The sequence below is a fragment of the Curtobacterium sp. CFBP9011 genome, assembly GCF_034045095.1.
GTDB lineage: Bacteria > Actinomycetota > Actinomycetes > Actinomycetales > Microbacteriaceae > Curtobacterium.
Genome location: NZ_JAXCWN010000012.1, coordinates 21,239 through 48,161 on the forward strand (window position 1 = coordinate 21,239; position 26,923 = coordinate 48,161).

At 71.0% G+C, this 26,923-nt stretch carries 23 protein-coding genes; 18 read left to right on the forward strand and 5 right to left on the reverse strand.

Annotation, left to right across the window (positions count from 1 at the left end):
- Positions 1 to 175 precede the first annotated feature (175 nt).
- The 7 genes from SOM35_RS16870 to SOM35_RS16900 all read left to right on the forward strand — a co-directional run bounded on the left by SOM35_RS16870 (position 176) and on the right by SOM35_RS16900 (position 8,909).
- Positions 176 to 1,045 carry an SMP-30/gluconolactonase/LRE family protein gene (locus tag SOM35_RS16870; protein ID WP_320516277.1) on the forward strand — a complete coding sequence of 290 codons (870 nt, stop codon included), beginning with the start codon at positions 176 to 178 and terminating at the stop codon, positions 1,043 to 1,045.
- Positions 1,046 to 1,150: 105 nt separating this feature from the next.
- Entirely contained in the window at positions 1,151 to 3,037 is a 1,887-nt protein-coding gene (locus tag SOM35_RS16875; protein ID WP_320516278.1) for an arabinofuranosidase catalytic domain-containing protein, read from the forward strand.
- Positions 3,038 to 3,257: 220 nt separating this feature from the next.
- Positions 3,258 to 4,313: a LacI family DNA-binding transcriptional regulator gene (locus SOM35_RS16880; RefSeq protein ID WP_320516279.1), complete on the forward strand. Its 1,056-nt coding sequence runs from the start codon at positions 3,258 to 3,260 to the stop codon at positions 4,311 to 4,313.
- Between the two features lie 163 nt (positions 4,314 to 4,476).
- Entirely contained in the window at positions 4,477 to 5,739 is a 1,263-nt protein-coding gene (locus SOM35_RS16885; RefSeq protein WP_320516280.1) for a sugar ABC transporter substrate-binding protein, read from the forward strand.
- Entirely contained in the window at positions 5,736 to 6,695 is a 960-nt protein-coding gene (locus SOM35_RS16890) for a carbohydrate ABC transporter permease (RefSeq protein WP_320516281.1), read from the forward strand. Before SOM35_RS16885 ends, SOM35_RS16890 begins: the two co-directional genes overlap by 4 nt.
- A complete protein-coding gene (locus SOM35_RS16895; protein ID WP_320516282.1) occupies positions 6,685 to 7,602 on the forward strand; it encodes a carbohydrate ABC transporter permease in 918 nt (305 codons plus the stop codon). Before SOM35_RS16890 ends, SOM35_RS16895 begins: the two co-directional genes overlap by 11 nt.
- A gap of 65 nt (positions 7,603 to 7,667) precedes the next feature.
- The gene (locus SOM35_RS16900; protein WP_320516283.1) at positions 7,668 to 8,909 is read left to right on the forward strand and encodes a family 1 glycosylhydrolase; all 1,242 of its coding nucleotides are present in this window, start codon (positions 7,668 to 7,670) and stop codon (positions 8,907 to 8,909) included.
- A 67-nt stretch (positions 8,910 to 8,976) separates the two neighbouring features.
- On the opposite strand, the gene SOM35_RS16905 is transcribed toward SOM35_RS16900, so the two are convergent.
- The gene (locus SOM35_RS16905) at positions 8,977 to 10,230 is read right to left on the reverse strand and encodes an MFS transporter (protein ID WP_320516284.1); all 1,254 of its coding nucleotides are present in this window, start codon (positions 10,228 to 10,230) and stop codon (positions 8,977 to 8,979) included.
- Positions 10,231 to 10,379: 149 nt separating this feature from the next.
- Here SOM35_RS16905 and SOM35_RS16910 point away from each other — a divergent pair, with 149 nt between their 5' ends.
- On the forward strand, positions 10,380 to 11,198 hold the full coding sequence (locus tag SOM35_RS16910; RefSeq protein ID WP_320516285.1) for a hypothetical protein: 819 nt from the start codon (positions 10,380 to 10,382) through the stop codon (positions 11,196 to 11,198).
- A gap of 101 nt (positions 11,199 to 11,299) precedes the next feature.
- Positions 11,300 to 11,848 (forward strand): DUF3592 domain-containing protein, encoded by a 549-nt coding sequence (locus SOM35_RS16915; protein ID WP_320516286.1) that lies wholly within the window; start codon positions 11,300 to 11,302, stop codon positions 11,846 to 11,848.
- Positions 11,849 to 11,875: 27 nt separating this feature from the next.
- Here SOM35_RS16915 and SOM35_RS16920 read toward each other — a convergent pair whose 3' ends face one another.
- Both SOM35_RS16920 and SOM35_RS16925 read right to left on the reverse strand, forming a co-directional pair.
- Entirely contained in the window at positions 11,876 to 12,340 is a 465-nt protein-coding gene (locus SOM35_RS16920; RefSeq protein ID WP_320516287.1) for a MarR family winged helix-turn-helix transcriptional regulator, read from the reverse strand.
- A gap of 493 nt (positions 12,341 to 12,833) precedes the next feature.
- Entirely contained in the window at positions 12,834 to 13,856 is a 1,023-nt protein-coding gene (locus SOM35_RS16925) for a LacI family DNA-binding transcriptional regulator (RefSeq protein WP_301223363.1), read from the reverse strand.
- A 246-nt stretch (positions 13,857 to 14,102) separates the two neighbouring features.
- On the opposite strand from SOM35_RS16925, the gene SOM35_RS16930 reads away from it, so the two are divergent.
- Genes SOM35_RS16930 through SOM35_RS16945 form a run of 4 tightly spaced genes read left to right on the forward strand, consistent with a single transcriptional unit; the run spans position 14,103 to position 19,444 of the window.
- On the forward strand, positions 14,103 to 16,166 hold the full coding sequence (locus SOM35_RS16930) for a beta-galactosidase (protein WP_414648592.1): 2,064 nt from the start codon (positions 14,103 to 14,105) through the stop codon (positions 16,164 to 16,166).
- Positions 16,163 to 17,095: a carbohydrate ABC transporter permease gene (locus tag SOM35_RS16935; protein ID WP_253462409.1), complete on the forward strand. Its 933-nt coding sequence runs from the start codon at positions 16,163 to 16,165 to the stop codon at positions 17,093 to 17,095. Before SOM35_RS16930 ends, SOM35_RS16935 begins: the two co-directional genes overlap by 4 nt.
- On the forward strand, positions 17,092 to 18,051 hold the full coding sequence (locus SOM35_RS16940; RefSeq protein ID WP_414648593.1) for a carbohydrate ABC transporter permease: 960 nt from the start codon (positions 17,092 to 17,094) through the stop codon (positions 18,049 to 18,051). Before SOM35_RS16935 ends, SOM35_RS16940 begins: the two co-directional genes overlap by 4 nt.
- A gap of 49 nt (positions 18,052 to 18,100) precedes the next feature.
- Positions 18,101 to 19,444 (forward strand): ABC transporter substrate-binding protein, encoded by a 1,344-nt coding sequence (locus SOM35_RS16945; protein ID WP_253462412.1) that lies wholly within the window; start codon positions 18,101 to 18,103, stop codon positions 19,442 to 19,444.
- 126 nt (positions 19,445 to 19,570) lie between these two features.
- On the opposite strand, the gene SOM35_RS16950 is transcribed toward SOM35_RS16945, so the two are convergent.
- A complete protein-coding gene (locus tag SOM35_RS16950) occupies positions 19,571 to 20,071 on the reverse strand; it encodes an ATP-dependent zinc protease family protein (RefSeq protein WP_320516288.1) in 501 nt (166 codons plus the stop codon).
- A gap of 19 nt (positions 20,072 to 20,090) precedes the next feature.
- Here SOM35_RS16950 and rimK point away from each other — a divergent pair, with 19 nt between their 5' ends.
- On the forward strand, positions 20,091 to 21,281 hold the full coding sequence (rimK, locus tag SOM35_RS16955; RefSeq protein ID WP_111075518.1) for a 30S ribosomal protein S6--L-glutamate ligase: 1,191 nt from the start codon (positions 20,091 to 20,093) through the stop codon (positions 21,279 to 21,281).
- Between the two features lie 197 nt (positions 21,282 to 21,478).
- Positions 21,479 to 21,646: a hypothetical protein gene (locus SOM35_RS16960; protein WP_320516289.1), complete on the forward strand. Its 168-nt coding sequence runs from the start codon at positions 21,479 to 21,481 to the stop codon at positions 21,644 to 21,646.
- A gap of 57 nt (positions 21,647 to 21,703) precedes the next feature.
- On the opposite strand, the gene pdxR is transcribed toward SOM35_RS16960, so the two are convergent.
- Positions 21,704 to 23,269: a MocR-like pyridoxine biosynthesis transcription factor PdxR gene (pdxR, locus tag SOM35_RS16965; RefSeq protein WP_320516290.1), complete on the reverse strand. Its 1,566-nt coding sequence runs from the start codon at positions 23,267 to 23,269 to the stop codon at positions 21,704 to 21,706.
- Positions 23,270 to 23,326: 57 nt separating this feature from the next.
- Between pdxR and SOM35_RS16970 the strand changes: the two genes are divergently transcribed.
- The 3 genes from SOM35_RS16970 to rlmN all read left to right on the forward strand — a co-directional run bounded on the left by SOM35_RS16970 (position 23,327) and on the right by rlmN (position 26,505).
- The gene (locus tag SOM35_RS16970; RefSeq protein WP_320516291.1) at positions 23,327 to 24,055 is read left to right on the forward strand and encodes a pyridoxamine 5'-phosphate oxidase family protein; all 729 of its coding nucleotides are present in this window, start codon (positions 23,327 to 23,329) and stop codon (positions 24,053 to 24,055) included.
- Positions 24,056 to 24,329: 274 nt separating this feature from the next.
- Positions 24,330 to 25,130, forward strand: a complete 801-nt coding sequence (locus SOM35_RS16975; protein WP_320516292.1) for a C40 family peptidase — start codon at positions 24,330 to 24,332, stop codon at positions 25,128 to 25,130.
- A gap of 142 nt (positions 25,131 to 25,272) precedes the next feature.
- On the forward strand, positions 25,273 to 26,505 hold the full coding sequence (gene rlmN, locus SOM35_RS16980) for a dual-specificity RNA methyltransferase RlmN (RefSeq protein WP_253462420.1): 1,233 nt from the start codon (positions 25,273 to 25,275) through the stop codon (positions 26,503 to 26,505).
- Positions 26,506 to 26,923: the final 418 nt, after the last annotated feature.

Genomic DNA, 26,923 nt, shown 5'->3' on the forward strand with positions numbered 1-26,923 from the left:
CGCGCAGTGCGTGCCCGAGTCGGTACCGCGAGCGATGCGTCGGTCGCCCCGTCGTCGGATGCCGACGTCATGCACACCACCCCCGTGTGAACTGCGATCAGATGCCCGAAGGTACACGAGCCGCGCCCGCGGGCTCCAGACGAACCGCTGCGCCTCACCTGGCATGCTGGGCCTCGTGCACATCACCCTGGACTCTGCGACCGACGTCGTCACCGGCATCCGCTTCCCCGAGGGCAACCGCTGGCACGAGGGCCGGCTCTGGTACTCGGACATGCACACCGGTCAGGTGTTCTCGATCGACCCGGACGGCGGCACGGACGCCGTCCCGCGCCTCGAGGCCACGGTCCCCGGCCAGTCCTCCGGGCTCGGCTGGCTGCCCGACGGCCGCCTGATCGTCAGCTCGATGGAGTCCCGCACGGTCGTGGCCGTCGAGGCCGACGGCACCACGAGCGTGTTCGCGGACCTGTCCTCGGTCGAGTCGTCGCTCGTCAACGACCTGGTCGTCGACCCGGAGACCGGCCGGACCTACATCGGCGCGTTCGGCTACGACCTCTACGCCGGCGAGGAACTCCGGCCCGGCCCGCTCTACGTCATCGAGCCGGACGGCTCGTTCCGCCTGGCGGCCGAGGGCCTGGTCTTCCCGAACAGCGCCAACGTCCTGCCCGGCACCCGCACCCTGGTGGTCAGCGAGACCTGGGGCGGGAAGCTCACCGCGTTCGACATCGAGCCCGACGGCTCCCTGGCCGGGTGCCGCGAGTGGGCCGCGCTGCCCGAGGGCGTCACCCCGGACGGCAGCACGGTCGACGCCGAGGGGGCGATCTGGGTGTGCTCGGTGGACACGGGGGAGTTCCTCCGTGTCGTCGAGGGCGGCGAGGTCACCGACCGCATCGACGCTCCCGGTCGGTGTGCGATCGACTGCGCCTTGGGTGGTCCGGACGGCCGGACGCTGTACCTGGCGACGGCGGACAGCTACGACCCGGCGACGACCGCCGAGACGCACGCGGGGCGCATCAGCGCGGTGCGTGTTCCGGTGCCCGGCTACTAGTCGTCCTCGACCCCTGGCGTCCTCCGGCGTACGATGGGCTTGGTTAATCGTTTAAACAACGATCAGCCGTCCACCGGTCAACGACGCTCGGAAGGAACCACCACCATGCACACAAGGCCCATCTCCAGGAGGCGGCGCACGGTCGCCGCCGTCCTCGGGGCACTTGCCCTCATCGCCGGGAGCCTCGTCTCCGCCACAGTCGGCGCCGGCAGCGCTGCCGCCGCCACCAACGGTCCGTGCGACACCTACTCCGGCGCAGGCACCTCGTGTGTCGCCGCCTACAGCTCGACACGAGCGCTGTACGCGTCCTACAACGGCCCGCTCTACCAGGTGCAGCGCGCCTCCGACGGGGCAACGACCAACGTCGGCCTGCTCACCGCCGGCGGGTACGCCAACGCCGCGACCCAGGACTCGTTCTGCGCCGGCACCTCCTGCACGATCCCGAAGATCTACGACCAGTCGCCGAACCACAACGACCTCACCGTCGCCGGCGCCGGGGACGCTGGCCCCGCCAACCACGCGGCCGACGCGGCAGCGCTGCCGATCACCGTCGCCGGGCACAAGGCCTACGGCGTCTACATGCCGCAGCAGGTCGCCTACCGGATCCCGAGCACGATCGCCAAGAGCACCGCACGCGGAGCCAGTCCCGAGTCGATGTACGAGGTCGCGAGCGGCACGAACGTCAACCACGGCTGTTGCTCCGACTTCGGCAACGTCGAGACCCAGTCCAAGGACACCGGCAAGGGCCACATGGACGCCCTGAACCTGTCGATGCTCAACGGCAAGGGCAGCGCCGGCCGCGGCCCCTGGGTGCAGGCGGACCTGGAGAACGGCGTCTACGAGGGCAAGACCGCGATCAACACCGCGAACACGGGCAACAGCTCGAAGTTCGTCACCGCACTGCTGAAGAACGACGGCGTCGCGGCCTTCGCGCTGAAGGGCGGGAACGCGCAGTCCGGCGCCCTGTCGAAGTGGTACGAGGGTGCCCTGCCCACGGACAAGGACGGCGACGGCCAGGGCTACACACCGATGAAGCTCGAGGGCTCGATCGTCCTCGGCGCCGGCGGTGACAACTCGAACCGCGGCACCCAGTCCTTCTTCGAGGGGGTCATGACCACGGGCTACTCGACCGACGCGGCCGACTCCGCCGTGCAGGCGAACATCGTGGCGCAGAACTACCAGGGCATCTCCACCGGCGGGGGACCGGGCGCGGCGATCACCGCGCCCGGCGGCAAGTGCGTCGACGTCGCCGGCGACGACGTCGGCGGCAACGGGGCCGTCGTGCAGCTGTACGACTGCCAGGCGCTCGCCGCGGACCAGCACTGGCTGGGCAGTGTCTACGGCGCGCACACGCTCAGCACGCTGGGGCGCTGCCTGGACGCGAACGGCAACGGCACCGCGAACGGCACCCACGTCGAGCTGTACGACTGCAACGGCGTCGGCGGTCAGCAGTGGATCGTGCAGCCGGACGGGTCGATCAAGAACCCGCAGTCCGGTCGCTGCCTGGACGTCCCGTCGGGCAACACCGCGAACACCACGGCACTGCAGCTGTACGACTGCAACGGCAACGCGGCCCAGAAGTTCGTGGCGGCGGTGCCGATCGGCACCATCGGCGGCAAGTGCGTCGACGTGGCCGGCAACGACCTGCAGCAGAACGGCCAGCAGGTGCAGGTGTTCGACTGCCAGACGCTGCTGACCGACGAGCAGACCACCGACCAGCAGTGGGCGTACAGCGCGGGTGACCACACCATCCGCACGCTCGGTCGGTGCCTGGACCTGGACGGCAACGCCGCCGCGAACGGCACGCACCTCGAGCTGTACACGTGCAACGGCGTGGGCGGGCAGCAGTGGGTCCCGCAGGCGAACGGCTCGGTGCTCAACCCGCAGTCGGGTCGGTGCCTCGACGTGCCGTCTGGCAACACCGCGAACGGCACCGCCCTGCAGCTCTACGACTGCAACGGCGCGGCGCCGCAGGTGTTCCGGCTGAACTGACCGACGCCGGTCGCGGGGGACCGCGGACGGGAGGCTCGGTGCCGGACCGGCACCGAGCCTCCCGTCCGTCACGCCTGCCGGTCCGCGATGTCGGCGCGACCGACACCGCAGAAAACGTCGGAAGGGCTTGCTTCATCGATTAAGCAGGTGCAGGATGGCCGAAGAGTTAATCGATAAAGCGCGTTGGCTCCGGCCACGCTCCCAACGAGGAGGCGACCCCATGCCGAAGTCCGTCACCCTGAAGGACGTCGCCGCGAAGGTCGGCGTCACCTCCGCCGCCGCGAGCATGGCGCTCTCCGGCCACGAGCGGATCAGCGAGAAGACCCGCGCGGCGGTCAAGCAGGCCGCCGAGGACCTGGGCTACGTCCCGAGCTCCGCCGGCCGAGCCCTCCGCAGCCAGCGTGCCGACGCCGTCGCCCTGGTCGTCCCGAACTCGTCGGCGCACGTCTTCGGCCACCTGTACTTCATGCACGTCCTGACCGGCATGTCCACGGCCGCGAACGCCCACGACGCCCAGGTCATCGTCTCGACCAACGCGGACACCTCGAACGGCGGCGTCGCCTACGAGCGGGTCATGCGTTCCCGGACCGCCGACGGCGCGATCGTCACCAGCGCCGCGATCGACGACCACCACGTCGAGGCACTCGTCGCGAGCGGCCTGCCGGTCGTCCTCATCGGCAACTACCCGCACCTCGCCGACGCGGTGAGCGTCGGGATCGACGACGTCTCGGCGACCGAGCAGCTCGTCGAGCACCTCGTGACCGAGCACGGCCGGCGCCGACTGCTGCACGTGTCGGGGACGCTCGACCACCAGACCGGCATCGACCGGCGCGACGGCTTCCTCCGCGCCGCCGAGGAGCACGGCCTGACCGACGTCGCTGTGATCGAGGGCGACCTGGCCGAACAGTCCGGCGCGTCCGCCGTCGAGCAGGTGCTCCGGCAGCAGACCGGCGACGGGCGGTTCCCGTTCGACGGCATCGTCTTCGCCAACGACGACATGGCCGTCGGCGGCCTCGCGGTACTCCGACGCGCCGGCATCGACGTGCCGGGGGACGTCGCGGTGGTCGGGTTCGACGACTTCGGGTTCGCCCGCGTGACCACCCCCGGCATCACCACGATCCGGGTCCCCGCCGAGGAGATGGGGCGGATCGCCACCGAACGCCTCTTCGACCTCGTCGACCGGCGCCCCGGCGGCCACGCCCACACCGAGCTCGACGTCGAGGTGGTCCTCCGCGGCTCGTGCGGCTGCGACCCGGACCACACCGACCCCCACTGACCCCACCGACCCCCACTGGACAGAACGACACCGAACACCGAACACCGAACACCCGCAGCACGACCCACCCGCACGACCCTGCACCGACGCACGACCCTGCACCACCGCACCGCCGCACCACCGCACCACCCACAGCACCCGCAACGCAAAGGAGCGTTCCCCGATGAAGCACGCACGCACGACCCTCGCGGTCGTCTCCGGTGCCGCAGCACTGGCACTGGTCCTCACCGGTTGTTCCGCCAGCGGCAACGCCGCCCAGGACGGCCCCGCCACCCTCAAGGTCTGGACCGGGTTCACCGGCGGTGACCGACCGGGCTACGCGACCATCGTCAAGGACTTCGAGAAGTCGCACCCCGACATCAAGGTCGACATGACCGTGCAGCCGTGGGACACGATCCAGCAGAAGCTGCCGTCGGCTTGGCTCACCGGCCAGGGCCCGGACGTCGCCGCGGTCTCGTCGGACCCGAACGCCGTCGCCCAGTACGTGAAGACCCGCTCCGTCCTGCCGATCACCGACACGGGGGAGGGCAGCGGCAAGATCAACACCGCCTCGTTCGCCCCCGGCACGGTCGAGGAGTTCACCTACGACGGCAAGCTCTACGGCGTCCCCGCCAACTTCGCCACGCTGAGCCTGTACTACAACAAGAAGCTCTTCGCGGACGCCGGCATCACCGATCCGCCGAAGACCGTCCAGGAGATGGCGGCGGACGCGAAGAAGCTGACCACCGGCGGCAAGTACGGCATCGCGCTCGCCGACAACCAGACCATCCAGATGTGGCCGGTCCTGCAGTGGCTCGAGGGCGGCGACATCGTCAGCGGCAAGGGCTGCAGTGTCGTCCAGACGTCCGCCGGGCAGAAGAGCCTGTCGACCTGGGCTGACCTGGTCGCGAAGGACAAGGTCAGCCCCGTCGGCCTCACCGGCGCCGAGGCGGACTCGCTGTTCTCGGCCGGCAAGGCCGCGATGGAGATCAACGGCCCCTGGGCTGCGTCCGGGTACAAGGACGCCGGCATCGACTTAGGGCTCGTGAAGGTCCCGGTCGGCGTGGACGGCAAGTCGAGCACGCTCGGCTCGATCGCCCCGCTGTCGATCTCCGCCAAGACGAAGTACCCGAAGCAGGCGCAGGAGTTCCTGGCCTACTGGACGTCGAAGACCGCGCAGCAGAAGTTCTCGCTGCAGACCGGGTTCCCGCCGCTCCGCACCGACCTGTCCGACGACGCGAAGCTCACCGCCGACCCGACGGTCTCCGTCTTCGCCAGCCAGGTGCCGGACGCACGCCTGTACCTGCCGCACGTGACGAACGCCACGAAGGTCGACTCCGACGCGTACGTCCCGCTCATCGGCGAGATCACCCGCGGCAAGTCCGTGGCCGAGGCCACGAAGAGCGCCGGCCAGGCGATCGACGGCCTCACGGGCTGCAGCAAGTGACCGACCAGCTCACCGGCTCGGCCCCGCCACGCAGCCCGCGTGGCGGGGCCGCCGCCCCGGACGGACGGGAGGCGCGCCCCACCCGGGTCCGCACCCGCCGGTTCCAGCCGGCCTGGCTCTTCATGGCCCCGTCGCTGCTCATCCTGGGCGCCTTCGTGGTCTTCCCGATCCTGCGGTCGCTGTACTACTCGTTCTTCGACTGGACCGTGGGCGCCGCGACCCAGCCGTTCGTCGGCTTCGGCAACTACGTCACGCTCTTCCACGACGGACAGTTCTGGAACGCACTGCGGATCACGCTGGAGTTCACCGTCGTCTCGGTCGTGCTGCTGGTGGTGTTCGGCTTCATCGCCGCACTGCTGCTCCAGCGGGACACCCCGGCGAACCGGATCGTCCGCTCGGTGTTCTTCTTCCCGACGATCGTGTCCCTGGTGACGATCGGCCTGGTCTGGAAGTTCCTGCTCGACCCCGACATCGGCCTCGTCGGCGGGATCACCGCGGCCCTCGGACTGCCGAGCATTGCCTGGCTGCAGTCCACCGCTCTCGCCCTGCCGACGATCGTCTTCGTCTCGGTGTGGAAGAGCATCGGCTTCGCGATGATCCTGTTCGTCGCCGGGCTCAAGGGCGTGCCCGCCGAACGATACGAGGCCGCCCGGATCGACGGCGCGAACACCTGGCAGACCATCTGGGGGATCACCCTGCCGAGCATCCGCCCCACCATGCTCTTCACCTCGATGATCCTGACGATCCAGTCGTTCCAGGTCTTCGACCTCGTCTACGTGATGACCGGCGGCGGACCGGTCTTCCACACCGACACACTCGTGAACCTGCTCTACCGCGACGGGTTCGTCAACTACCAGACCGGCTACGCGTCAGCGATCTCCTGGGTCCTCTTCGTGATCATCATGCTCATCTCCCTCCTGCAGCTCCGACTGTTCCGGTACGACGATGTCGACTGAGGCGCGCACGCGGCGACCGTCCCTGACGGAGCCGGCCCGTGCCTCCCGTCCGGACCCCACCCGCGACCGGCGACACGGCCGCCGGACCGGCACCGCGCGCACCGGGTCCGTCCTGAAGTGGGTGTACCTCGGCGTCGGACTGGTGTTCGCCCTCGTGCCGTTCATCTGGATGGTCAGCGGGTCGTTCCGGTCCGAAGCCGACCTGTTCGGCCACCCGGCCAGCCTGTTCCCGACCAGCATCACCCTGCACGGCTACGTCGGCGTCTGGCAGCAACTGCCGTTCCTGCGGCTACTGGCGAACTCGTTCCTGTTCACCATCGTCACCACGGTGCTGACGCTGCTGTTCGACTCGATGTGCGCGTACGCGCTCGCCCGGATGCGGTTCGTCGGCCGGAACGTGGCGTTCGTGCTCGTCATCGCGACCCTGATGGTGCCGTTCCAGGTGACGCTCATCCCGGTGTTCGTGGAGCTGTTCCATCTGGGCTGGCTGAACACCTACCAGGGGCTCATCATCCCGCGGGCCACCAGCGCGTTCGGGATCTTCCTGTTCCGGCAGTTCTTCATCGACATCCCCGTCGAACTCGACGAAGCCGCCCGCATCGACGGCGCCGGACACTGGCGGATCTACTGGCAGGTGATCCTGCCGCTGGCGAAGCCCGCCATCGCCACGGTCGCCGTCCTCAACGGGATGGCCCTCTGGAACGACCTGCTCTGGCCGCTCGTCGTCACCACGTCGAACGACATGCTGACGTTGCCCGCCGGACTGACGCTGTTCGGGGGAGCACACGTGACCGACCACGCCGTGCTGCTCGCCGGCGCCGTGATCTCGCTCGTGCCGATCGCCCTCGGGTTCTTCTTCGCCCAGAAGTACTTCGTCGCCGGCGTCGCCACCACGGGGCTGAAGTGACGGCCGAGAGCGGGGCCTTTCCCGCCGGCAGCTTCACCTGGATCGCCGGGATCGAGGACACCTGCGTGCACCCACCCGAACGCTTCGCGATGGCACCGCTCGACGAGCACGAGCTCACCGGGCACGACACCGCCTGGCGCTCGGACCTGGACCTCGTCCGCTCCCTCGGCGCGACCGCACTCCGGTACGGGGTCGACTGGCCGCGCGTGCACCTGGCCCCCGGGGTGTTCGACTGGGCCGTCCTCGACGAACGCCTGGCGTACGCGGCCGGGCTCGGGCTCACCGTCATCGCGGACCTGGTCCACTACGGCACCCCGACCTGGCTCGACGACTCGTTCGCCGACCCCGCCTACCCCGACGCGATCGCCTCCTTCGCCGGGGCCTTCGCCGCCCGGTACCGGGGTGTCGTCGACCACGTCACACCGCTCAACGAGCCGATCACCACGGCGTCCTTCGCGGGCCTCCGCGGGGTGTGGCCACCGGCCCTGACCGGGTGGGACGGCTGGACCGCGGTCGTCCTCGGCATCGCCCGGGGCATGCAGCAGAGCGTCGCCGCCGTCCGGTCCGCCAACCCCGACGCCACGATCGTGCACGTCGAGGCGACGTCGATGTTCAGCACCGACGACCCCGCGCTCGGGGCCGAGGCAGCACTCCTCACCGAACTCGGCACCGTCCCGACCGATCTGGTGCTCGGCCGCGTCGACCCCGACCACCGCTCGTACCGCTGGCTGCTCGAGCACGGTGCGACCGAGGCCGGGCTCGCCGCACTGGTCGACGGGGCCGTCACACTCGACCTGCTCGGCGTGAACTACTACCCGGACCTCTCACCGCGTCGACTCACACCCGGCCCGGACGGCACCGTGCAGCACGCCCACGACCGGTGGACGGTCGGACTCGTCGAGACGCTGACCGGCTTCGCCGAGCGGTACGGGCTGCCGATGCTCGTCACCGAGACGTCGATCGAGGGCGACGACGACCTCCGCTCCCGGTGGGTGCAGGACTCGTCCGCCGCCGTCACAGCGCTCGCCGACGCCGGCGTCGACGTCCGCGGCTGGACCTGGTGGCCGGTGTTCGACTTCGTCGACTGGTCCTACGCCTCCGGCGGGGAGAACGTCGAGGAGTTCGCGGTCGCCCCCGAAGTCCTCGCAGCCCGCCAGCAGGTCGGGGGAGCGAAGGAGCCGTTCCTCCGGCGGATGGGACTCGTCCGACTCGAGGAGCGAGCGGACGGCACGCTCGACCGCGTCGAGACCGCGGCCGCAGCGGCGTTCCGCGCCGTCGCGACGGCGACGAGCGTCGCCCGTCCCTAGCGACGACGGACGGGAGGCCCGTCACCCGACCGGTGCGTGCCTCCCGTCCGCCGTGTGGTCGGGCCGGTCAGTCCGCCGCTGCGGTCGCGACCGGTCCCGTCGCGACCGGTCCCGTGGTGACCGGACCGGTCGCGGGTGCGGCGGCGACCTCGGGGACGGCACTCGACCGTCGCGAGCCGAGCGACAGGAGCACGACCGCACCGATGACGGCGACCGCGCCGGCGAACCAGAAGTCGGCGGCGAGTCCGAACCCCGTGACCGCCAGGCCACCGACCACGGACCCGGCCGCGATCGCCAGCTGGATCGTCGTGACGAACAGTGCCAGGCCGCTCTCCGACCCGCCCGGCGACGCGGTCGACATCCACGTCTGGGTCCCGAGCGGCAGGGCGCCCCAGACGAAGCCCCACACCACGAGCAGGGCGAACACCCCGACGACCGAGTGTGCCGCCAGGGGCAGCAGGACGACGGCGGCGGCGAGGACGACCTTCGACACCCCGATGGTGCCGAGGACGTTCCGACTCAGCGTCACGCCCGCGACGAAGTTCCCCGCGATGCCGGCGACGCCGAACACGAGCAGGGCCAGCGTCACGGTGTCCGGGCCGACGCGCACCGACTCCTGCAGGTACGGCGCGACGTACGTGTACGCGGCGAACTGGGCGACGAAGAGGAACGCCGTCGCGATCAGCCCGACTCGCGCACGCTGCACCCGGAGCAGTCCGCCGAGCGTGGCGAACCGCACCCGCTGCACCGACGGGATGCTCGGCAGCATCGCGAGCTGCAGCACGAGGGCGACGACGCCGAGCCCGCCGCCGATGACGAACGCCAGCCGCCAGCTGGCCAGCGAGGACACGAAGGCCCCGAGCGGCAGGCTCACGACCGTCGCCACCGAGACCCCGGCCGTGATCAGCGAGGTGGCCCGGATGACGGACGCCGGCGCGACCAGCCGGCCCGCGATGCCGGCGCCGATCGCCCAGAAGCCACCGATGCCGATCCCCAGCAGCATGCGCGCGACGAGGAGGACCCAGAAGGTCGGGGCCAGTGCCGCCAGTGCGTCCGCCACCACGAGCAGGACGGTCAGGCCGAGCAGGACCGTCCGGCGATCCAGTCGCGACGTGGCGACGGTCACGACCGGGGCAGCGACCGCGCCGGTCAGGCCGGTGAAGACGACCATCAGGCCGGCCGTGCCGATGCCGACGTGCAGGTCGTCGGCGATGGCGGGCAGGAGCCCGATGGGCAGGAACTCCGAGAGCACGAGGACGAACGAGCCGAGGGCGACCGACAGGACGCTGAGCCATCCGTGTCGATCCGCTGGTGAGGTCATGGACGCCACAAGCGCGGGCCGGTGCCGTCCATTCCGGTGTGACGGTCGCTACCGGTTCGTGTCCGGTCCGAGCGCGCCCGGCCGCGGCGGGCCTCCCGGACAGCACCGGCCGCGGTGGGCAGGATGGCAGGAGGGGACAGGGGGAACACATGACGGGTTCAGCAGCGCCGTGGTCGGACGACGAGGACGACCAGTGGAACGCGCACGCCTGGGCGCGGGCGGCCGAGCCGTCCGACGAGTCGGGGCCGGGGTCCTGGGTGTTCGCGACGATCGTCCTGGTCGCCGTCGTCGTGGCGGATGCAGCGCTCCTGAGCCTGCCGTTCGGACAACTCCTGCGACTGCCGGAACCCGTCGGCCAGGCGGTGCTGGCACTGGTCTTCGGCGGTGTCCCCGTCGCGACCGTCCTCGCCGGACTCGGTCTGCTGGTCGAGGGCCCGGCCCGGCGGCTCGTGCACCTCGCAGTCGCCCTCGTGTGCATCCCGCTGTCGATCGGGGCAGGCCTGAGTCTCGGGCTCGGACTGAGCTTCGGGCCCGGCGGCATCGTCTGGGCGGTGCTGATGTTCGGCATCGTCCTGGCCTTCGTGCTGACCCTCGCGGGCCGGGCGCTCCGACGACCGGCGCCGCACTACGCGTCGAACGACTTCGCGGCCCGCGACCGTCGGCTGACGCGCCTGGTCGTGTGGGGTTGGGTCGTGGTCGCCCTCGTCTCGTCAGCGCTGTCGACCGGGCCGTTCTTCCTTCTGACCAGACTCGCCGCGGGGGATTCGTCCGCGTTCCCGCCTGTCCCGGTGCTGCCGGTGCTCATGGCCGTCGTCGTCCTGCTGCTCGTCGTGCGCCGACGGGGCCTGCGGCGGCACGCGGTGTCGGTTGCGACGCTCTCGTCGCCCGACGTTCGCTCGTCGTCCGGTGGCTTCCCGTCGCCCGACGCGGACCCGGGCATCGACACGCGTCCGGGGGTCGGGGCGTGACCCGACCTCCTCGCCCCGGTGAGCCCGGACGGCGGCCCGCTCGTCGTCGACGTCCTGGTCGGCCGGAGGCGCCGTTCACCTGGCGTCGCTTCGGAGCCGGGGTGTGGCAGTTCGTCCCGAACCTGTCGGTGTACCTCGGTGCAGCGTGCCTCCTCGTCACGCTGTTCGGCCTCGGCCCCGCGGTCCGGGCCCACGACCAGAACGTGGAACTGCACCGAATCGGGGTGCGCACGACCGCCGAGGTGGTGAGCGTCCGGAAGGAACACCACCACCGTCGGCACAGCACTTGGGACGAGTGGATCCCGACGACCCAGCAGACCGTCGATGGCCAGACCAGCAGCACCGAGCTCGGGCGGTACTCCTCGAGGGACGAGGACACCTTCCACCGCGGGCAGCGGTTCGCGGTGCTCGTCGACCCGGGCGACCGCGACTCGGTCGTGCTGGCATCGGACGCGGCACGGGAGCGCGTCACCGCCCGGCTGCACCTGTCCGTGGGGATCGCGATCGGCAGCGTGGTCTTCCTCGGCATCGGCATCCCGGCCGTCGTGCACCGTCGGCGGCACGACCCGAGGCTGCAGCGGCGTGGGGCGAAGGCGGCCCGGCAGGCGGCGCGTGCGCGTGCGGCGCGGGAGAAGGCCCGACTCGGCTGAGCAGGGTCGGGTCCGTGCGGACCCGGCTCAGCCGCCGAACGCCGAGATCTCCTCGAGCAGCGGCTCGTGCATGGCACGACGGAGGACCGCGGCACCGGCGAAGACGCTGGCCCGGTCCTCGTCCGGGAGGCTCGCGAGCAGTCCGACGATCTCGTTGCGTCGGCGGTCCATGACGTCGGCGACGAGTGCGCGCCCCTGGTCGGTCGGGCCGACCAGGACCTCGCGCCGGCTCTCGCTGCTCGGCAGGCGTTCGACCCAGCCGTCCGCGACCAGCCGGTCGACGTTGCGGGTGAGGGTCGACGGCCCGACGGCGAGCCGTTCGGCCAGGTCGCCGGAGCGGGTCGGGCCGAGGGTGGTCACGAGGACGATCAGCCGGAACTGCGGGACGGTGACGTCCTCGAGCGCCGGGGCCAGGGACCGGGCGACGACGCCGAGGAGTCCGCGCGAGGCAGCGAGCAGTTCGTCGATCCCTTCGGGAGCTGCATCAGACATGCGTCCATCCTGCCCTGGCGGTCAGGACAGCCCGAGCAGCCGGCGTGAACCGGCAGGTGCGCGCCATACTCGGGGCGCCGATCGAGGCGCGGTACCCGGTGCGCGGGGGAGTGACCGGGCGACGCGCGTGTCCAGACGCCGCCCGGGTCGCGAGGCGCCGCCATCCGGCCGAGACGCCGCTGTCCGGCCGAGGCGCCGCCCGAGCACTGAGACGCCCCCGTCCGGCCGAGACGCCGCCGAACTCTGGGGCGTCTCAAGCGTTCGGGGGCGCCTCGACGCGACGCCGGCGTCTCGCGCACGACACCACCGTCAGGCTGAGGCGCCCCGCACGCACCGAGACGCCGCGCGAGCACTGAGACGCCGCCGAACTCTGGGGCGTCTCGGCCGTTCGGAGGCGTCTCGGGCAGACACAGCCGTCTCGCGCACACACCGCCGTCTCGACGAGACGCCGGTGTCTCGCGCACGACACCATCGCCCCGCAGCCACACCCGCCTCAGGCCGAGCCGCGCCAGACCACTTCGGTCGGCAGCACCAGCCCGCGCGGCTCGGTCGACGGCTCTGCGATCTGCTCGAGCACCTGCCGTGCCGCCTGCTCGCCGAGCGTCCGTGCGGGCTGGCGGACGGTCGAGAGCTCGGGATCGCAGCGCAGGGCCCAGGCGCTGTCGTCGAACCCGACGATGCCGATGTCCTCCGGCACGCGCTTGCCCCGACGCTGCAGCAGGTCCATCGCCCCGGCTGCGACGGCGTCCGACGCGGCGAACACCCCGTCGATGTCAGGCGCCCGGTCGAGCAGTTCGCGCATGCCCTCGGCGCCGGCGGTGTAGCTGAACAGGGGGTTCCGGGCGACGAGGTCCGGGTCGTACCGGTCACCGAGTGCCGACGCGAACCCGGCAAGTCGGTCCTGCCCGGAGTCGCGGTCGAGCCCGGAGGCGAGCATCGCGATGCGCTTCCGTCCGGTGTCGACGAGCCGGCGTGTGATCTGTTCGGCGGCGTCGCGGTTGTCGATGCCGATCCACGAGATCGCGGCCGCGTCGGGCGGGTGTCCGACGAAGCAGGCGGGCAGGCCGATCTCGACGATCGCCTTCGTGATGGGGTCGTCGTCGCGGGCAGAGAGCACGATGGCACCGTCGACGAACCCGCCGCGCAGGTACTCGACGACGCGGTGGCTGTCCCGCGCCGAGTCGACCATGATCGTGACGAGCTGCTGCTCCGCCTCGGACAGGACGCTGTTGGTGCCGATGAGGATGTTGCCGATGTTCGGGTCGTCGAGGACCACGACCGAGGGCTCGTGCACGATGAGCGCGATCGCGCCGGAGCGGCGGGTGACCAGGCTGCGGGCGGCGGCACTGCGGACGTACCCGACGCGGCGGATGGCGTCCTGCACGGCTTCGCGGGCGGCGTCGGAGACGTACTGCTCGTCGTTGAGGACCCGTGAGACCGTCCCGCGGGAGAGCCCGGCCGCGTCGGCGATGTCCTGGATCGTGGCGCGTCGACGCGCTGTTCTGACCTCGGACATGCCGCCACTGTAGTGGCGCGTCGGGCTGCGGTGTTGACACGGCGGCCCGAGTCGTGTTGTATCTGGGATCGCTCCCAGAACGGATTTCGACAGAGATTTCGACACCATCCTGGGATCGCTCCCAGATCGCCGCGGCGCAACCCGTTCGCAGCAGTCTGGGACCGCTCCCACACATGCTGGGTCCTTCACCGCCGAAGGGGTCGAACCGACCGAGGCGCCGACGGGCCCCGATCGACGAGGACCCCCGTGACCACCACCCTGCCCGCACCGGTCGGCGACGCCCCGGCTGCCGCCGTCGAGCCGGCCGACAGCGCCCTCGGTCTCGGCTCGACCGGCCTGGCGTTCGGCTGCGACTACAACCCCGAGCAGTGGGACCACGCCACCTGGGTCGAGGACGTCCGCCTGATGCGCGAAGCCGGCGTCACGATCGTCGCGATCAACGTCTTCGGCTGGTCGCAGGTCGAACCGCGACCGGGGGAGTACGACTTCACCGCGCTCGACACCGTCATCGACCTGCTGCACGGCGCCGGCATCGCGGTCGACCTGGGCACCGGGACCGCCTCAACCCCCGCCTGGCTCACCACCCTGCACCCCGAGGTCCTGCCCGTCGCGGTCGACGGCACCACGCGCTTCCCCGGCGGCCGCCAGGCGTTCTGCCCGGCGTCCCCGGTCTACCGCCGGTACGCCCTCGCCCTGGTCGAGGCCACCGCCGCCCGGTACGGCGACCACCCGGCCGTCCGCCTGTGGCACGTCTCGAACGAGCTCGGCTGCCACAACGCCCGCTGCTGGTGTGACGTCTCCGCCGACGCGTTCCGCACCTGGCTCCGGGCCCGCCACGGCAGCATCCAGGCGCTCAACACCGCCTGGGGCACCGCCTTCTGGAGCCAGCGCTACGGCTCGTTCGACGAGGTCCTGCCGCCCCGCCTGACCCTGTCGACCGGCAACCCCGCGCAGCAGATCGACTTCGACCGGTTCTCCTCGGACACGCTCCTCGAGCACCACCGCGCCGAGACCGCCGTCATCCGCAAGCACAGCACCAAGCCCGTCACGACGAACTTCATGGTCGCCGCCCACATCACCGCGATGGACTACTGGTCCTGGACCGGCGACATGGACGTCATCGCCAACGACCACTACCTCGACAACCGCCTGCCCCGGCCGAACGTCGAGCTCTCCTTCGCCGCCGACACCACCCGCGGCCTCGCTGGCGGTGCCCCCTGGCTGCTCATGGAGCACTCGACCGGCGCCGTGAACTGGCAGCCGCGCAACCTCGCCAAGGCGCCGGGGGAGATGCTCCGCAACACCGTGGCACACATCGGCCGCGGAGCCGACGGCGTCTGCTTCTTCCAGTGGCGCGCCTCCGTGCAGGGCTCCGAGAAGTTCCACTCCGCCCTGCTGCCGCACGCCGGCACCGACTCGCAGGGGTGGCGCGACGTGGTCGCGCTCGGCGCGCTCGTCGACCGCCTCGGCGAACTCCGCGGCTCGCGGGTCACCGCCGACGTCGCGCTCGTGTTCAGCTGGGAGAACCAGTGGGCGGCCGACCTGGAGGCCCACCCCACCACCGCGGTCCGCTACCTGGAACAGGTCCACGCGCTCTACACCGCGCTGTGGGACCTCGGCGTCACCGTCGACGTCGTCGCGCCCGGCGCCCCGCTCGACGGCCACCCGGTCGTCATCGTCCCCGAGCTGTACCTGGTGCGCGACGAGCACGCCGCGGTCATCGCCGACCACGTCGAACAGGGCGGCCACGCGCTCGTCACCTTCTTCAGCGGGATCGTCGACGAGCTGGACCGGGTCCGCACCGGCGGCTACCCGGGCGCCTTCCGCGAGATGCTCGGCATCCGGGTCGACGAGTTCCAGCCGCTCGGCGAGGGCGACGTCGTCGAACTCTCCGACGGCGGCACCGCGACCACCTGGTCCGAGCCGGTCGAACTGGTCGACGCCGAGAGCGTGGTCCAGTACGCCAGCGGCCCGCTCGCCGGCCGGCCCGCGGTCACCCGGAACGACCACGGTGCCGGGTCCGCCTGGTACCTCTCCACCGTCGTCGACGACGCGTCGCTGCGCTCCCTCGTGCAGAAGGTCCTCGACGACGCCGGCGTGCACGGCGACCCGGCGACCGCGCCCGGCCTCGAGGTCGTCCGCCGCCGCGACGACGAGCACGAGTGGGTCTTCCTGCTCAACCACTCGGACCGGACCGTGCAGCACCACGAGGCGGGCCACGAGCTCGTCACCGACCAGGCCGTCGCGGGCGTCACCGCGATCGAGCCCGGCGGTACCCAGATCATCCGCACGGACAGGAAGCGCTCATGACCACCACCACCCAGCGGCGCCGGACGGCCACCCGGCCGCACCCGGCCAAGCGTCCGGCCGGCGGCGGCTCCCGCTACCGCCGCGCCATCGCGGTCTTCGTCGTGCCGTTCGCGGTCCTCTTCACCGCGTTCTACCTCGTCCCGATCCTCTACGCGGTGTGGCAGTCACTGCAGAAGATCGAACGCCAGGGCACGTTCGGCGCGCCCACGCAGGTGTTCGGCGGCCTCACCCAGTACGTCCTGGTGTTCCAGAACGACGTGTTCTGGGGCTCGGTCCTCCGCGTGCTGCTGTTCGGCGTCGTGCAGGTCCCGGTGATGCTCGGCCTGGCGCTCGTGTTCGCCCTGCTGCTCGACTCACCCCTGCTCCGCGGCAAGCGGTTCTTCCGCCTGGCGTTCTTCGCGCCCTACGCCGTCCCCGGTGTCATCGCCGCGATCATGTGGGGCTACCTGTACGCCCCCGACCTGTCGCCGTTCTCCGCCGTCACCTCGAAGGTCGACCTGCTCGGCAGCGGCACCGTCCTCTGGGCCGTCGCCAACGTCGTCACCTGGGTCTACGTCGGCTACAACATGCTCATCATCTACTCGTCGCTGCTCGCGATCCCGACCGAGATCTACGAGGCCGCGAAGCTCGACGGCGCCTCGCAGTTCCGGATCGCCGTCTCGATCAAGATCCCGATGGTGGTCCCGGCGATCATCCTCACCGCGGTGTTCTCCGTGATCGGCACCCTGCAGCTGCTCACCGAACCGACCGTGTTCCGGCAGTTCACCTCGACGATCTCGTCGACCTTCACACCGAACATGCTCGTGTACTCGACCTCGTCGGTGCCGAACTTCAACCTCGCGGCGGCGTTCTCGGTGGTCCTCGCCGTCGCCACCTTCATCCTGTCGATCGGGTTCCTCCGACTGACCCAGCGGAAGGACGCCTCGTGAGCGTCAACGCACCCTCCCGACGCGACGCGAAGCGCGACGCAACGAGCGCGGCGGACGCACGCCGGGCCTCCCGTCCGACCAGCGGACGAGCGGACGGCACGCGCGGTCCCCGCGAGAGCGTCATCTCGCGCAGCGCCGCGATGCTCGTCATGGGCGTCTTCACGCTCTACTTCCTGCTGCCGATCTTCTGGCTGCTGGTGTCGTCGACGAAGACCGTCGCGAACTTCAACTCCACCGCGCCGCTCTGGTTCAGCGCCACCGCGATCCAGGACACCATCACCAACCTCGGGGAGCTGTTCACCCGTCAGGACGGCATCTACCTGCGGTGGATGCTGAACAGCATCGCCTACGCCGGCGTCGCCGGACTCATCGGCACCGTGCTGTCGGCGATGTGCGGGTACGCGCTCGCCAAGTACCGGTTCCGTGGCCGCGAAGCACTGTTCAACGTGTTCCTCGGCGGTGTCCTCGTGCCGGCGACCGCGCTCGCCCTGCCGCTGTTCCTCATCTTCAGCCAGGTCGACCTGACCGACACGTTCTGGTCGGTGTTCCTGCCGAGCATCGTCAGCCCGTTCGGCGTCTACCTGTCGCGGTTGTTCGCGGCGTCGAGCGTCCCGGACGAGATCATCGAAGCGGCCCGCATCGACGGCTCCGGCGAGGTCCGGACGTTCTTCACCGTCGCCGTCCGCCTGATGTCCCCGGCCCTCGTGACGATCTTCCTCTTCCAGTTCGTCGCCATCTGGAACAACTTCTTCCTGCCGCTCGTGATGCTCCGCGACTCGTCACTGTTCCCCGTCACCCTCGGCCTCTACACGTGGAACTCGAGCGTGAACCAGTACCCGGACCTCCGGACCATGGTGCTCATCGGTTCGTTCGTGTCGATCATCCCGCTGCTCGTCGCCTTCCTCAGCCTGCAGCGGTTCTGGCGCTCGGGGCTCGGCTCCGGCGGCCTCAAGTGACCCTCCCTCTTCCCCTCCCGCACCTCATCTCCACCCGAACGGAAACAGCATGAAGACAACGAAGTTCCTCAGTGCCGCCGCCGTCGCGCTCGCCGCGACCGTGGCCCTCGCCGGCTGCAGCTCCGGCGGTGGCAGCAGCTCCGGTGGCGGGTCGTCCGACTCCGCCGCGTCGAGCTGCAAGCCGTCCGGCGGCAAGGTCACGCTCGACTTCACCACCTGGGTCCCGAACATGGACAAGGTCGTCGCGGTCTGGAACAAGGAGCACCCGGACATCCAGGTGAAGGTCTCCATCGTCGCCAACGGCAACAGCGGTACCTACCAGAACTTCTTCAACCAGCTGAAGGCCAAGCAGGCGCCGGACATCGGCCAGGTCGAGTACGACTCGCTGCCGGCGTTCCGCGTGCAGGGCGGCCTCGAGAACATCGCCGCGTGCAAGGGCGTCAGCGACGTGAAGAAGGACTTCTCCGCCGGCCTCTGGAACCAGGTCACGTTCGGCGAGGACAACTCGGTGTACGCGATCCCGCAGGACTCAGGTCCGATGGCGCTGTACTACCGCAAGGACCTGTTCGAGAAGGCCGGGCTCGACGCCCCGAAGACCTGGGCCGAGTACGCCGAGGACGCCGTCAAGATCAAGGCGATGGGCGGCAACATCACCAACTTCGCCAAGGGTGACGTCAACCAGTTCGCCGGGCTCGTCTCGCAGGCCGGCGGCCAGTGGTTCAAGAACAGCGGACAGGACTGGAACGTCAACCTGACCGACACCGCGTCGAAGAAGGTCGCCGACTACTGGCAGGACCTCATCGACAAGAAGCTCGTGAACACCCTGCCGAGCTTCACCGACCAGTGGAACAACGCCTACGACAGCGGCCAGGACTGGACCTGGGTCTCCGCGGTCTGGGGCGCCAACACCATCTCGTCCGGTGCACCCTCGACCTCCGGCAAGTGGGCCGTCGCGCCGATGCCGCAGTGGAAGTCGGGCGACAGCGCCTCGGCTGCCTGGGGTGGCTCCTCGAACGTCGTCTTCTCCGGCAGCAAGCACCCCGCCGAGGCCGCGCAGTTCCTCACCTGGCTGAACACCTCGACCGAGGCGCTCTCGCAGCTCAACGAGGTCGCGAACCTCTACCCGGCATCGAGCACCGGCGCTGAGCTGCCCGCGCTCACCAAGGGCCTGGAGTTCTACGGCAACCAGAAGATCTACGAGCAGTTCGCCGACGCCGCGAAGGACATCCAGCCCTTCACCTGGGGCCCGACGATGACGCAGACCTACGCGGACGTCTCGGACGGCTTCGGCAGTGCGGCCTCCGGCAACGGGACCCTGCTCGACGCACTCAAGTCCGGTCAGACCAAGACGATCGCGGCACTCGAGGCGCAGTCGATCCCGGTCAAGAAGTAACGCACCCGGCACGAACGGGGACGGGCCCTGGAGGATCTGCTCACGCAGGTGCTCCGGGGCCCGTCCTCGTGTGGTCCGGTAGGTCGTCGTCGCCGGCGCGCGTCGCACACGACGCGTCGCCGCGCGTCAGCTCCGGCCGCGGTTGCGTCGCCGCACGGCCTTCGGCGCCCGCCCCGCCATGAACGACCGCGCCGGGTCCACGACGAAGCCCTGCCGCAGCGCCTCGCGGCCGACGAGCATCCGGAAGCCCATCTGGTCGCGGTTGCTCAGCGTCACCTCGGCCATGACCGTCCGGCCGGCGAGCTCGATCGACATGAGCACGACGATCCGCTCCTGCGTGTGACCGCTCGAACTGCGGATCACCCGGCGGTCGTGGACGTCGCACTCGACCGTCTGCGGGTCGACGTCGGAGTCCTGCCAGGGGTGCACCGAGAACCGGACGCGGCCGCCGGGCAGCTCCTCGACGTCGAAGGCGTGCAGGGCGGAACTGCGGGCGCCGGTGTCGAGCTTGACCTTGATCCACGGGATGCCGATGTCCGGCAGCGCCGCCCACTCGCGCCACCCCGCGACGATCGGCACACGGGACGCGGACTTCCCGCTGTGGGGGCGCTTCGCGGGCTCGGCCATGGCCCCTATCTTGGCAGTGATGAAACTCGCCATCCTGTCGCGCGCTCCCCACGCGTACTCGACGCAGCGTCTCCGGACTGCTGCAGCCGAGCGCGGTCACACCGTCAAGGTGCTGAACACCCTCCGCTTCGCGATCGACCTGACCGGCGAGCAGCCGGACCTGCAGTACCGCGGCAAGCTGCTCTCCGACTACGACGCCGTCCTGCCGCGCATCGGCAACTCGATCACCTACTACGGCACCGCGGTGGTGCGGCAGTTCGAGCAGATGGACGTCTACACGCCGAACACGGCGAACGGCATCACGAACTCGCGCGACAAGCTCCGCGCGAACCAGATCCTGTCCCGGCACGACATCGGGATGCCCGCGACGACGTTCGTCAGCAGCCGCGCGGACGTCCGCGGTGCGATCGAACGGGTCGGCGGCGCCCCCGTGGTCATCAAGCTGCTCGAGGGCACGCAGGGCATCGGTGTGATCCTGGCCCCGGAGGCGAAGGTCGCCGAGTCCATCGTCGAGACCCTGCACTCCACCAAGCAGAACGTGCTCATCCAGAGCTTCATCTCAGAGAGCCGCGGCAAGGACATCCGCGCGCTGGTGGTGGGGGACCGGGTGGTCGCAGCGATGCGGCGGTCGGCCTCGGGCGACGAGTTCCGGTCGAACGTGCACCGCGGCGGCACGGTCGAGCAGGTCACGCTGACGCCGGAGTACGAAGAGGCGGCGGTCCGCTCGGCGCAGATCATGGGCCTCCGGGTCGCGGGCGTCGACATGCTCGAGGGCAACGACGGACCGCTCGTCATGGAGGTCAACTCCTCCCCGGGCCTCGAAGGCATCGAACGCGCGACCGGGCTCGACGTCGCCGGCGCGATCATCGACTTCATCGCGAACCAGGTGGCGTTCCCGGAGATCGACGTCCGCCAGCGCCTCAGCGTCTCCACCGGGTACGGCGTCGCGGAGCTGCTCGTGCACACGAACGCGGACCTGGTCGGCAAGACGATCAAGGACTCCGGGCTCTGGGACCGCGACATCACCGTGCTGACCCTGCACCGTGGGACGTCGGTCATCCCGAACCCCCGCAGCGGGGTCGTTCTCGAGCCCGGCGACCGTCTGCTCTGCTTCGGCAAGCTCGAGGAGATGCGGTCGATGATCCCGGACCGCCGGCGTCGTCGGACGAAGCTGCGGAAGCTGCCGAAGGACTCCCTGCCCGACAGCTGATCGCGCTCCTCTCACATGTTCGTCCGCATGGCGCTGTCTTCCGGTGCAGTGCACCCGTGCGCCTCCGACGTCACGTAGCGTCCCGCCCAAGAAGAGAGTTCGTCTCGCGTTCCGCAGTCCGCGGGCCGTCCGGGCCCCGTGATCCCGGGGTCGGACAACGCCAGCAGACGGTGGGCGCCGTGAACAGGGAGCACGCCATGACGACGTACGAATCGAACCACGACGTGGAGCCGATCCACGTCACCACCTACCGCTCGGCCCGCAAGGCCGCCCGACGTGGATGGGCGGTCCCCACGGACAGTCCGGTCCCGTCGCTGGACGACCTCTGGCGCTCCGGCGCCACGGAGCGCACGCGGCGACGATGACGGACGGCGTGCGTCCCGGACGTCATCCGTGACGGCCGGGAGGCTGCACCCACCCCGTCAGGGAACCACCGGTCCAGAGTTGGCCGGCCCCGGAACGGACGCCCCTGGGACGGCCGCCCGCAGGATCGTCTCCCTCGGATCGACGAGCGTCGCGGCCGCCAGCTCGCGGATCGCCGCGAGCACCACGTCGAGCGCCCGGTCGAGCTCCGGCAGCGTCACCGCGCCGTACCCGAGGACCACGCCCGGCCCGGAGCGTCCCCGCTCGACCTCGTAGTCCGCCAGGTCCGCCACGAGGACCCCGGCCGCCGCCACCCGGGCCACCACCTCGGCGCCGGTCGGAACGGCCGCGCCGACCTCCGGACCCGGCCACGTCAGGACCGCGTGCAGCCCGCCGGTGAGGGCGCGAGCCTCCAGGCCGGCGACCCCGCTGTCCGCCAGCCGGCGCGCGATCTGCTCACGCCGGTGCGTGTAGTCCCGCCGGACCCGGCCGAGGTGCCGCCGGAACGCTCCGGTGCGGAGCAGGTGCGCCACCGCGACCTGCACGGGCTCCGCCACGACGGCCCCGCGGGCGGTCCTCGCGGCGACGACCGCGGCGTGCAACGGTCCGGCTGCCCGGGGCAGCACGAGGTACGCGCAGCGCAGCCGCGGGTCGAGGGTCTTCGAGAACCCGCCGAGGTGCACGACCACCCCGTCGGTGTCGAGCGCCGCCAGCGCGGGAACGGGTGTGCCGCGGTGGCGGAACTCGGAGTCGTAGTCGTCCTCGACGACGACCATCCCGACGGAGGCGGCACAGGCCAGGAGTGCCCGGCGCTGCCCGACCGGCATCACGGACCCGAGCGGGTACTGGTGCGTCGGCGAGACGACGACCGCGTCGGCCGAGGTCCCGGCGAGGACCGCCAGGTCGATGCCGTCCGGCCCGACCGGCACGGCGACCAGTTCCGCGCCCGCGCTCATCAGCGCCCGGTGGCCCGAGCGGTAGCCGGGGTCCTCGACCGCGATGCGTGGCGAACGTCCGAGCCCGGCCCGGAGTGCCTCGACGAGCAGCGACAGCGCCTCCGAGGTCCCCGCGGCGACCACGACGTCGGACATCCCGGGTGTGAAGCCGCGCGCCAGCCCGAGCTGCACCACGATCTGCTCCCGCAGCGCCGGGAGGCCCAGCGGGTCCGACAGCCCGTTCCGGAGCGGCGCCTCGGCGGCCGCTCGCCACGCCGCCCGCCAGTCGCGAGGACTGATCGCGGTGACGGCGGGGATCCCCGGACGACAGTCGAGCACCGGCCGGCCGTCGGGCACCGCCACCGGTGCCGACGTCGGGGTCGGTCCGAGCCGGGAGGCACGCCCCACCCCCGCCTCGCTGCCCGCGCCCGCTACCGGGCCGCCCCCGACGTCCCCGGACCTCCCGCCAGCCGCACCCCCGACCACCCGGGCCGCAGCCCCGTGCCGAGTCCGGATGTAGCCCTCGCCGTCGAGCTGCTCGTACGCCGCCACCACCGTCCCGCGTGCCACCCCGAGCTCGGCCGCCAGCGCACGGGTCGACGGCAGCGGGTCGTCCGTCCCGAGCGTCCCCTCGTGCACCAGTCCGCGGACGCGTGCGACCACCGCGGCCACCTTGCTCGACTGGTCCACTCGAACCGCTCCGATCTGGTCTACCTGCTGATCCAGTGCTGACCCTAGCGTCGGACCGTGCCCACCGACGAGACCCTGCCAGCCCTGCCCGCCCTGACCGTCCGACGCCTCCGCGACCGCCAGCAGACCGACCCCGAGGCCCTCCGCCAGGTCCTCGCCGAGGGCTTCGTCGCCCACGTCGGCCTGGTCCGCGACGGCTTCCCGATCGTGCTGCCGTTCCTCTACGGCGTCGGTGACCTCGGCGCCGGCCCCGTCCTGCTGCTGCACGGCTCGACCGGCGGCGGCCTCTTCCTCGACGCCGGCGCGGCGGGCGTCCCCGTCTCGGCGACCATCACCCACCTCGACGGCATCGTCTTCGCCCGCTCGACCTTCGACAGCTCGGCGAACTACCGCAGCGCGATGATCGCCGGACGGGCGACCGTCGTACCGACCGAGCAGCGGGCCGACGCACTCCGCCAGGTCGCGGACCACCTCATGCCCGGCCGCCGGGCCGAGGTGCGCGAGATGACTGCCAAGGAGGTCCGCCAGACCCAGGTCCTGCAACTGCCGCTCGACGCCGCCAGCGTCAAGGTCCGCGCCGCCGGGGTGGGGGAGTCACCCGACGATGGCGAGGACCACACCGTCTGGGCTGGCGTCCTGCCCGTCGCACTCCGGGCCGGTGCCCCGGTGCCCGGAGCGCTCGCCGCGGCCGCAGCGACACCGGTCGACGACACCGTGGTCGCGCTCGCCGCCCGACTCGCCGCGGCCGCCGACGGACGGGAGGCCCGACTCGCCGCCGCCACGTGACGCCGCTCGGCGAGACGTGCTCGTCCGGCGAGTCGTGCCTGTTCGGCGAGTCTGTGACGGGCTGCAGGAAAGAGGCCCGGTTCTCCAGGCGGGATCAGGTTCGTGACCAATACGTTATCTTCCCGAGCCGCCGCTCCAGAAGGACGGCTCGGACCCGGAAGGAACCATGGGACGCCACGCTCTGCCCGCCCTCGACGAAGCCCGTCGAGCCGCACCCGTCCCGCCGCCTGCCGCACCCCGCGCACGAGGCCGCCGCTCCGCCTCCGGTCCCGCCGTGGCCCGCACCACCTTCGTCGAGCACCAGCGCCCGGCCCGCGTGGTCGCCCTCGCTCCGGCTCGTCCGGTCCGACCGGCGACGAGCGCGTTCGTCTCGCGGAACGCCGCCATCCGGGCCGAGCGCGCCGCCGACCCGCGTCACATCCGCCGGGCCGCGAACGCCAAGCGTGCCGCGCTGCTCATCGCCCCGGCGCTCGCGATCACCTCGACCCTGTCGCTGTCGATCCCGGCCGAGGCCGCGACGGCCGCCCCCGCTCCGACGACCACCACCACGACGTCACTGGCGCTGCAGACCTACACGGTCGCCCACGACGTCCAGGTGCCGATCGTCTCCTCCGACGGTGTGACGACGACCTCGATCGTGTCCTACCCGACCCTCGTGCTCCGCTTCGGCGTGACCGAGACCCAGGCGAAGTCGGCGCTGTCCGCTGCGCTCTCGGCCGGCGGCGACCGCGCCACCGTGCTCCAGACGGCGCTGCAGTACCTCGGCGACCCGTACGTCGAGGGCGGTGCCAGCCACACGGGCATCGACTGCTCCGGGCTGACGATGGTGGCGTACCAGGCGGTCGGCATCCAGCTCGCCCACTACGTCCCGACGCAGGACGCCGTCGCCACGACCGTGCCCGAGTCCGAGGCGCTACCCGGCGACATGGTCGTCTACGACAACGACGACCACGTCGGCCTGTACCTCGGCCAGGGACTCGTGCTGCAGGCACCGCACCCGGGCGAGGTCGTCGACATCGTCCCGATGTACCCCTCCGCGCACCACTTCGCACGCCTCCTGCCCGCCGGCGTCTGACTCCCGACCGCAGCGCACCGACCGGCCCCGCACCGCGACCTGACCCGCACCCGGGAGCAGGACGCGGGTCCGGCGGCTGGTGACCCGTGACGGGCCGGACCGGTGCGCCCGAGGGGTTGCGAGCCTCCCGTAAGCTGGAGTGATGGCCACCGACACCCGCACACCGTTCGAGGAGCAGCGCTCTGCCCGCCCGCAGGTGCGCCCGCGCACCGAAGGATGGCAGCAGGCGACCGGGACCGACGGTCGGCCGCTACTGCAGTTCGCGTCCCCGAAGCGGGGCAAGCCGCCGGTGCACCTGGCGGACCTGACGGTGGACGAGCGCGAAGCCAAGGTGAAGGAACTCGGTCTGCCCGGGTTCCGCGCCAAGCAGCTCGCCACCCACTACTTCACGCACTACACGTCCGACCCGGCCGGGATGACCGACCTGCCGGCGGCCCAGCGTGACGAACTCGTCGCCGGGCTGCTGCCGCCCCTGCTCACCGAGACCCGTCGTCTCGAGACCGACAAGGGCGACACGATCAAGTTCCTCTGGAAGCTGCACGACGGCGCCCTGGTCGAGTCGGTGCTCATGCGGTACCCGGGGCGCATCACGCTCTGCGTCTCGTCGCAGGCCGGATGCGGCATGAACTGCCCCTTCTGCGCGACCGGGCAGGCGGGCTTGACCCGCAACATGTCGACGGCCGAGATCATCGACCAGATCGTGCAGGCCAACGCCGCGATCGCTGCCGGTGAGCTCGGGGGTGACCCGCGCAAGGGCGGGCAGGACCGTGTCGACGCCGAGCGGGTGACGAACATCGTCTTCATGGGCATGGGGGAGCCGCTCGCGAACTACAAGCGTGTGATGGACGCCGTGCGGTTGATGGTCGCTCCGCAGCCGAACGGCCTCGGGATGAGTGCCCGCGGCATCACCGTGTCGACCGTGGGCCTGGTGCCCGCGATGCTCAAGCTCGCCGACGAAGGGATCCCGCTCACCTTCGCGCTCTCGCTGCACGCGCCGGACGACGAACTGCGTGACGAGATGATCCCGGTGAACTCGAAGTGGAAGGCCGACGAAGCGATCGACGCCGCCCACAACTACTACGTCAAGACCGGTCGGCGGGTGTCGATCGAGTACGCGCTCATCAAGGACATGAACGACCACGCCTGGCGCGCGGACCTGTTGGCGGAGAAGCTCAACAAGCGTGGCAAGGGCTGGGTGCACGTGAACCCCATCCCGCTGAACCCGACGCCCGGCTCCGTGTGGACCTCGTCCGAAGTGCACGTGCAGGACGAGTTCGTCCGCCGACTCAACGCTGCCGGCATCCCGACGACCCTCCGCGACACCCGCGGCAAGGAGATCGACGGCGCGTGCGGGCAGTTGGCCGCGGCCGACTGACGTCGGTCCACGGTCGTCCGTTCGACCACGCCGGTCGCGTCGACGACCGGTCTGCCGGGAGGCGCAGTGCGAGTCAGCACTGCGCCTCCCGTCGTTCCCGGGGCAGGCCGCGCAGCCGCCCATCCAGGCACACCGCCGCGACACGCCCGGGCGGCGAGCTGGCTTGGCGCTGCCGTTCACCCGTGCGTAAAGTAATCACTCGTTGCCGCTGAGGCGGAGAACGGAACGGCCGAGACACTGACCGGGTCACTGACCTGGGAAATGCAGTCTGGCTCCGATCTTCCCCGGGCAACGAACCAGCCTCTCTGGCGAGACACCATCTCGGTGTCGAGTGGGGAGTGCGTCTGGTCCTTGAGAACTCAACAGCGTGCACATTGTCAATGCCAATTTTATTGACCTCGTGCCCGGTCTGCCTTCG

Bases quoted from the DNA above. Each gene is read 5' to 3' on its own strand.
- SOM35_RS16880 (WP_320516279.1), top strand. From the start codon at position 3,258: ATGCCGAAGTCCGTCACCCTGAAGGACGTCGCCGCGAAGGTCGGCGTC.
- rlmN (WP_253462420.1), top strand. From the start codon at position 25,273: ATGGCCACCGACACCCGCACACCGTTCGAGGAGCAGCGCTCTGCCCGC.
- SOM35_RS16905 (WP_320516284.1), bottom strand. From the start codon at position 10,230: ATGACCTCACCAGCGGATCGACACGGATGGCTCAGCGTCCTGTCGGTC.
- SOM35_RS16910 (WP_320516285.1), top strand. From the start codon at position 10,380: ATGACGGGTTCAGCAGCGCCGTGGTCGGACGACGAGGACGACCAGTGG.
- SOM35_RS16920 (WP_320516287.1), bottom strand. From the start codon at position 12,340: ATGTCTGATGCAGCTCCCGAAGGGATCGACGAACTGCTCGCTGCCTCG.
- SOM35_RS16950 (WP_320516288.1), bottom strand. From the start codon at position 20,071: ATGGCCGAGCCCGCGAAGCGCCCCCACAGCGGGAAGTCCGCGTCCCGT.
- SOM35_RS16875 (WP_320516278.1), top strand. From the start codon at position 1,151: ATGCACACAAGGCCCATCTCCAGGAGGCGGCGCACGGTCGCCGCCGTC.
- SOM35_RS16895 (WP_320516282.1), top strand. From the start codon at position 6,685: ATGTCGACTGAGGCGCGCACGCGGCGACCGTCCCTGACGGAGCCGGCC.
- SOM35_RS16945 (WP_253462412.1), top strand. From the start codon at position 18,101: ATGAAGACAACGAAGTTCCTCAGTGCCGCCGCCGTCGCGCTCGCCGCG.
- SOM35_RS16935 (WP_253462409.1), top strand. From the start codon at position 16,163: ATGACCACCACCACCCAGCGGCGCCGGACGGCCACCCGGCCGCACCCG.
- SOM35_RS16960 (WP_320516289.1), top strand. From the start codon at position 21,479: ATGACGACGTACGAATCGAACCACGACGTGGAGCCGATCCACGTCACC.
- SOM35_RS16925 (WP_301223363.1), bottom strand. From the start codon at position 13,856: ATGTCCGAGGTCAGAACAGCGCGTCGACGCGCCACGATCCAGGACATC.
- SOM35_RS16885 (WP_320516280.1), top strand. From the start codon at position 4,477: ATGAAGCACGCACGCACGACCCTCGCGGTCGTCTCCGGTGCCGCAGCA.
- rimK (WP_111075518.1), top strand. From the start codon at position 20,091: ATGAAACTCGCCATCCTGTCGCGCGCTCCCCACGCGTACTCGACGCAG.